4 protein-coding genes are annotated in these 7416 nt (G+C 66.8%); 2 read left to right on the forward strand and 2 right to left on the reverse strand.

What is annotated here, in order from left to right; translation table 11 throughout:
* Positions 1 to 620: 620 nt before the first annotated feature.
* Positions 621 to 2429, forward strand: a complete 1809-nt coding sequence (locus Q1N79_RS07675) for an IS481 family transposase (protein WP_300605988.1) — start codon at positions 621 to 623, stop codon at positions 2427 to 2429.
* Between the two features lie 321 nt (positions 2430 to 2750).
* Here the strand turns inward: Q1N79_RS07675 and Q1N79_RS07670 are convergent, their stop codons facing one another.
* Positions 2751 to 3506: a hypothetical protein gene (locus tag Q1N79_RS07670; RefSeq protein WP_300605989.1), complete on the reverse strand. Its 756-nt coding sequence runs from the start codon at positions 3504 to 3506 to the stop codon at positions 2751 to 2753.
* 404 nt (positions 3507 to 3910) lie between these two features.
* On the opposite strand from Q1N79_RS07670, the gene Q1N79_RS07665 reads away from it, so the two are divergent.
* A complete protein-coding gene (locus Q1N79_RS07665) occupies positions 3911 to 4666 on the forward strand; it encodes a hypothetical protein (protein ID WP_300605989.1) in 756 nt (251 codons plus the stop codon).
* A gap of 321 nt (positions 4667 to 4987) precedes the next feature.
* Here Q1N79_RS07665 and Q1N79_RS07660 read toward each other — a convergent pair whose 3' ends face one another.
* Entirely contained in the window at positions 4988 to 6796 is a 1809-nt protein-coding gene (locus Q1N79_RS07660) for an IS481 family transposase (RefSeq protein ID WP_300605988.1), read from the reverse strand.
* Between the last annotated feature and the right edge of the window lie 620 nt (positions 6797 to 7416).

Consider the following 7416-nt stretch of genomic DNA (forward strand, 5'->3'; position numbering starts at 1 on the left):
CCGGGCCGCCTGTACAACTATCTGCAAGAGAGATGACGTATGCCAAAGAATGTCAGGTGCTCCAGGCGGTTCACTAAGTCTCAACTGTCGCGCGTCAAATGCTTGCAGCCTTGAAGATGGTTCACCCCGGCCGCGACGGAGGAGCGATTTGATCACCCCACGGCACTCTTCGTGGCAAGTTAGTTTGCCCTGACGCTCGACGGCGAACGGACAGTCGCTGTGTCGGCGGGTCGGCTCGCAACTGTCTGCATATCGCACAAGGGAAACGATGATCAGGTCAGACTCGGCAGACGGCATGGTTCCCATCTTGCCCCCTCTGGTCCGATCTCGCGAACTGGATGGACGCCCAGGGTAGCTACAACGTATGTAGGTAGGTCTGCAAGGAGGCAGGCGGACTGAGACTATGCCTGGGACATGCGGGGGATGAAACCTGGGCGCTGGTCGACGCAACCGCACACTGTCCCAGGTCACGGGGAGACTTCGGAGCCATCTGTGACCGCATGGAAAGCGGAAGGTGGGGACGGCAGCGGAGTTGTCGTGTAAGGGCTCACGACACGCCTGACACTTTGTTCTCAGGAGATGCTTGACGACCCTGTCCCGTTTCATGATCATTTCTGCGCATGGAGGGAGCGGGGGATTCTTCTGCGCAGGGGCCGGGCTGGCAGGTCGAGCACCGGTACCGGGCGGTGATGGAGGTGCTGGACGGGTCGCCGGTCAGCGAGGTGGCGGTCCGGTACGGGGTCTCGAGGCAGTCGGTGTACTCGTGGCGGGACCGGTATGCGGCGGGCGGGATCGACGGGCTGCGGGACGGGTCGCGGCGGCCGCGGACGTCGCCGTCGCGGCTGCCCGCTGAGGTCGAGGCGCTGGTGTGCGAGCTGCGGCGGACCCATCCGCGGTGGGGTGCGCGGCGGATCGCGTTCGAGGTAGGCCAGCGGGGCGCGGACCGGGCTCCGTCGCGGGCGACGGTGCACCGGGTGCTGGAGCGCAACGGCCTGGTGGTCCCGCAGGCGCAGCGGCACAAGCGGAAATACAGGCGGTGGCAGCGGGAGACCCCGATGGCGCTGTGGCAGCTGGACCTGGTCGGCGGGGTCTACCTGGCCGGCGGGCGGGAGTGCAAGCTGCTGTCCGGCATCGATGACCACTCAAGGTTCGTCGTGTGCGCGGCGGTGCTGGCGGTCCCGTCGGGGCGGGCGGTCGCCGACGCGTTCACCGCCGCGATGAAGGCCTACGGGGTGCCGTCGGAGGTGCTGACCGATAACGGCAAGCAGTTCACCGGCCGGTTCACCAGGCCGCGCCCGGCCGAGGTGCTGTTCGAGCGGGTCTGCCGCGAGCACGGCATCACCGCCAAGCTGACCGGTCCCTACTCGCCGACCACGACCGGGAAGGTGGAAAGGTGGCATAGGACGCTGCGCCGCGAGCTGCTCGACACCTGCGGGCCGTTCGCCGACCTGCCCGCGGCGCAGGCCGCGATCACGGCCTGGGTGCACGCCTACAACCATGCCCGGCCGCACCAGGCGCTGGACATGGCCACGCCTGCCAGCCTGTTCCGCCCGGGCGTCTCCCCGGACCGGGAGCCCGCCGCGCCGCGGGCGCGGCAGGACCCGGGGCCTGCGGCGGCAGCCGGGCCGCTTCCGCGCCTGGTCTTGTCGCCATCAGGCGCCGCGGTGGAGTTCGAGACGGTGATCTCGCCCGCCGGCGTGCTCAGCGTGCTGCCCCGGGTCCAGCGGCTCAAGCTGGGCCCGGCCCTGGCGGGCCAGGTCGCCCGGGTCTGGGCTGATGAGGTGACCGTCCACGTGCTCATCGGCGGGCAGCTGGTCAAGACCGTGCCGTCCAGCCTGGACGCAGAGGACCTGGCCGAGCTGCGGATGCGCGGCGCCGCCCCGGCCGGGCCTCCGCCTGCGCTGCCCGCCCCGGGCCGCGCCGCTGCCCTGCCCGCCGGCACCGTGATCGAGGTCAGCCGGGCCGTCGACGTCAACGGAACCGCAGACCTGGCCGGGCGCAAGGTCCAGGTCGGCGCCGAGCTGGCCGGCACCCGCGTCACGCTCCGGCTCGACGGGCACCTCCTCCACGTCATCGCCTGCGGCGCCCTCGCCAAGACCCTTCCCTCGCCGGTCGCCGCCGACGATCGGGCCGGGCTGCGCGGCGCCCGGATCGCGGACACCCCGCTGCCCGCCCCGGCACCCGGGGCGATCAGCGTCCAGCGCAAAGTCCCGCGTGACGGCGTCATCATGGTCACCCGCCAGCGGCTCCGCGCCGGGACCGCCTACGCCGGGAAGATCGTCACCGTCCACGTCGAGGACACCCACTTCCGCGTCACCTGCGACGGCACCGAGATATCCCTGCACCCCCGCAGCGAGCAGCGTCCCGTCACCCGGTGGAGAGCCAAGATCCACGCCCCGAAACCCGAGGCCGCGTCCAGCATGTCCTGAGACTTGTCAACAAACTGGTGAGCCGAAGTTGTCAAGAATGTCCTGAGACCAAACACCACACGGAGTACAGCAACCCGGGCGCGCTACGGCCACTTTGAACAGTCGTCCCAACACCCGCCACGCTGCATCGCCTGACCACGAGCAGGGGGCGCGCCGGTAGTTTGCATCCAGCGTGCCCGTGCCAGCCGCGTGCCAGAACGGGGCGAAAACCAGAGACATTGACCGGCACCAGGACGACAACGAAACCGGCCATGACCAGCATCGCAGCAGTTGACTTCCGACCCGGAATCGACATGGTAAGGAGAAGGTCTATTACGTTGCCTATCGAGGTTCCAGGGCTGCCCGCTCGTTCCTGAACCATCGGCCACCATTGGCGTCGGTGAACTCGATGCCTACCAGGTAGACCTGATCGTTGCAGACCTCAGACTGATTGCGGACGCGTTCAGGCAGCTCTTGGTTCCTCCGCTGGCCAGGCGGTATCACACGGATGGTGTCTATCGAGGCATAGCGCTGCTCAGTGGTCCATGGGCTGCCGTCACGTCGATCATTTACCCAGTAGTAGAAGATGCGTACATCAAAAATCGGCAGCTCCGAGGCGTTCTGCACGGTGCCGCCCCAGACTTCATTGATCACCCTCGCCGGATCGCGTTCAACTTCGTCGGGTCTGATTACTTCGAAGAAGTTGAAGTAAGCAGTCACCTTACTGGCCTGCGCGCGAAGGTCAGCGTCGCGCCGCGCGGCCAGTTCCTTGGCGGCCTGCCTGCGTTCGGCAGCAGCCTGCAGCCTTTCCTCTGACGCCTTGATGTCGCGTAGGTTTTCGATTTTGAGCAGGTCGTATGCCACCAATCCTGCGAACGCAGCCGCGAGGAAAGCCAACAACGTGGTGATGGCTAGGATCCATGTTGGGACGTCTCCCCAGTCCAGATGGTGACGGAACAAGATGCCGAGCAGCACGAGCAAGGCGAGAATGACGCAGATTGTTCCTCGGACTTTACGGCTGAACATGGCCCTAACCCTTGCACCCGGATCAGGAGAGATCACGACTTCGCCAGGTGGTGCCTCGTAATGAACACTCATGGCGGGAGGGTACAACCTAAGGTCAACACCGACGTGTGGCGAGCGCTGGCGTGCCCGTCACGTGCCCGTTCCGGGGGTCAAGACCGGTACCTCGGGGGCACTCACGGACACTCAGTCATGGCGGCTGACCTGCAACGTGCCGGTCACTGGGGCATGACAATCCAGTTCCCAAGCTGACAGTCCGATCCGAGCTAGTGTGCCGCGGCACACTAGCTCGGATCGGACTGTCAGCTTGGGAACTGGATTGTCATGCCCCAGTGACCGGCACGTTGCAGGTCAGCCGCCATGACTGAGTGTCCGTGAGTGCCCCCGAGGTACCGGTCTTGACCCCCGGAACGGGCACGTGACGGGCACGCCAGCGCTCGCCACACGTCGGTGTTGACCTTAGGTTGTACCCTCCCGCCATGAGTGTTCATTACGAGGCACCACCTGGCGAAGTCGTGATCTCTCCTGATCCGGGTGCAAGGGTTAGGGCCATGTTCAGCCGTAAAGTCCGAGGAACAATCTGCGTCATTCTCGCCTTGCTCGTGCTGCTCGGCATCTTGTTCCGTCACCATCTGGACTGGGGAGACGTCCCAACATGGATCCTAGCCATCACCACGTTGTTGGCTTTCCTCGCGGCTGCGTTCGCAGGATTGGTGGCATACGACCTGCTCAAAATCGAAAACCTACGCGACATCAAGGCGTCAGAGGAAAGGCTGCAGGCTGCTGCCGAACGCAGGCAGGCCGCCAAGGAACTGGCCGCGCGGCGCGACGCTGACCTTCGCGCGCAGGCCAGTAAGGTGACTGCTTACTTCAACTTCTTCGAAGTAATCAGACCCGACGAAGTTGAACGCGATCCGGCGAGGGTGATCAATGAAGTCTGGGGCGGCACCGTGCAGAACGCCTCGGAGCTGCCGATTTTTGATGTACGCATCTTCTACTACTGGGTAAATGATCGACGTGACGGCAGCCCATGGACCACTGAGCAGCGCTATGCCTCGATAGACACCATCCGTGTGATACCGCCTGGCCAGCGGAGGAACCAAGAGCTGCCTGAACGCGTCCGCAATCAGTCTGAGGTCTGCAACGATCAGGTCTACCTGGTAGGCATCGAGTTCACCGACGCCAATGGTGGCCGATGGTTCAGGAACGAGCGGGCAGCCCTGGAACCTCGATAGGCAACGTAATAGACCTTCTCCTTACCATGTCGATTCCGGGTCGGAAGTCAACTGCTGCGATGCTGGTCATGGCCGGTTTCGTTGTCGTCCTGGTGCCGGTCAATGTCTCTGGTTTTCGCCCCGTTCTGGCACGCGGCTGGCACGGGCACGCTGGATGCAAACTACCGGCGCGCCCCCTGCTCGTGGTCAGGCGATGCAGCGTGGCGGGTGTTGGGACGACTGTTCAAAGTGGCCGTAGCGCGCCCGGGTTGCTGTACTCCGTGTGGTGTTTGGTCTCAGGACATTCTTGACAACTTCGGCTCACCAGTTTGTTGACAAGTCTCAGGACATGCTGGACGCGGCCTCGGGTTTCGGGGCGTGGATCTTGGCTCTCCACCGGGTGACGGGACGCTGCTCGCTGCGGGGGTGCAGGGATATCTCGGTGCCGTCGCAGGTGACGCGGAAGTGGGTGTCCTCGACGTGGACGGTGACGATCTTCCCGGCGTAGGCGGTCCCGGCGCGGAGCCGCTGGCGGGTGACCATGATGACGCCGTCACGCGGGACTTTGCGCTGGACGCTGATCGCCCCGGGTGCCGGGGCGGGCAGCGGGGTGTCCGCGATCCGGGCGCCGCGCAGCCCGGCCCGATCGTCGGCGGCGACCGGCGAGGGAAGGGTCTTGGCGAGGGCGCCGCAGGCGATGACGTGGAGGAGGTGCCCGTCGAGCCGGAGCGTGACGCGGGTGCCGGCCAGCTCGGCGCCGACCTGGACCTTGCGCCCGGCCAGGTCTGCGGTTCCGTTGACGTCGACGGCCCGGCTGACCTCGATCACGGTGCCGGCGGGCAGGGCAGCGGCGCGGCCCGGGGCGGGCAGCGCAGGCGGAGGCCCGGCCGGGGCGGCGCCGCGCATCCGCAGCTCGGCCAGGTCCTCTGCGTCCAGGCTGGACGGCACGGTCTTGACCAGCTGCCCGCCGATGAGCACGTGGACGGTCACCTCATCAGCCCAGACCCGGGCGACCTGGCCCGCCAGGGCCGGGCCCAGCTTGAGCCGCTGGACCCGGGGCAGCACGCTGAGCACGCCGGCGGGCGAGATCACCGTCTCGAACTCCACCGCGGCGCCTGATGGCGACAAGACCAGGCGCGGAAGCGGCCCGGCTGCCGCCGCAGGCCCCGGGTCCTGCCGCGCCCGCGGCGCGGCGGGCTCCCGGTCCGGGGAGACGCCCGGGCGGAACAGGCTGGCAGGCGTGGCCATGTCCAGCGCCTGGTGCGGCCGGGCATGGTTGTAGGCGTGCACCCAGGCCGTGATCGCGGCCTGCGCCGCGGGCAGGTCGGCGAACGGCCCGCAGGTGTCGAGCAGCTCGCGGCGCAGCGTCCTATGCCACCTTTCCACCTTCCCGGTCGTGGTCGGCGAGTAGGGACCGGTCAGCTTGGCGGTGATGCCGTGCTCGCGGCAGACCCGCTCGAACAGCACCTCGGCCGGGCGCGGCCTGGTGAACCGGCCGGTGAACTGCTTGCCGTTATCGGTCAGCACCTCCGACGGCACCCCGTAGGCCTTCATCGCGGCGGTGAACGCGTCGGCGACCGCCCGCCCCGACGGGACCGCCAGCACCGCCGCGCACACGACGAACCTTGAGTGGTCATCGATGCCGGACAGCAGCTTGCACTCCCGCCCGCCGGCCAGGTAGACCCCGCCGACCAGGTCCAGCTGCCACAGCGCCATCGGGGTCTCCCGCTGCCACCGCCTGTATTTCCGCTTGTGCCGCTGCGCCTGCGGGACCACCAGGCCGTTGCGCTCCAGCACCCGGTGCACCGTCGCCCGCGACGGAGCCCGGTCCGCGCCCCGCTGGCCTACCTCGAACGCGATCCGCCGCGCACCCCACCGCGGATGGGTCCGCCGCAGCTCGCACACCAGCGCCTCGACCTCAGCGGGCAGCCGCGACGGCGACGTCCGCGGCCGCCGCGACCCGTCCCGCAGCCCGTCGATCCCGCCCGCCGCATACCGGTCCCGCCACGAGTACACCGACTGCCTCGAGACCCCGTACCGGACCGCCACCTCGCTGACCGGCGACCCGTCCAGCACCTCCATCACCGCCCGGTACCGGTGCTCGACCTGCCAGCCCGGCCCCTGCGCAGAAGAATCCCCCGCTCCCTCCATGCGCAGAAATGATCATGAAACGGGACAGGGTCGTCAAGCATCTCCTGAGAACAAAGTGTCAGGCGTGTCGTGAGCCCTTACACGACAACTCCGCTGCCGTCCCCACCTTCCGCTTTCCATGCGGTCACAGATGGCTCCGAAGTCTCCCCGTGACCTGGGACAGTGTGCGGTTGCGTCGACCAGCGCCCAGGTTTCATCCCCCGCATGTCCCAGGCATAGTCTCAGTCCGCCTGCCTCCTTGCAGACCTACCTACATACGTTGTAGCTACCCTGGGCGTCCATCCAGTTCGCGAGATCGGACCAGAGGGGGCAAGATGGGAACCATGCCGTCTGCCGAGTCTGACCTGATCATCGTTTCCCTTGTGCGATATGCAGACAGTTGCGAGCCGACCCGCCGACACAGCGACTGTCCGTTCGCCGTCGAGCGTCAGGGCAAACTAACTTGCCACGAAGAGTGCCGTGGGGTGATCAAATCGCTCCTCCGTCGCGGCCGGGGTGAACCATCTTCAAGGCTGCAAGCATTTGACGCGCGACAGTTGAGACTTAGTGAACCGCCTGGAGCACCTGACATTCTTTGGCATACGTCATCTCTCTTGCAGATAGTTGTACAGGCGGCCCGG

This window comes from Trebonia sp., from assembly GCF_030042015.1.
Lineage (GTDB): Bacteria > Actinomycetota > Actinomycetes > Streptosporangiales > Streptosporangiaceae > Trebonia.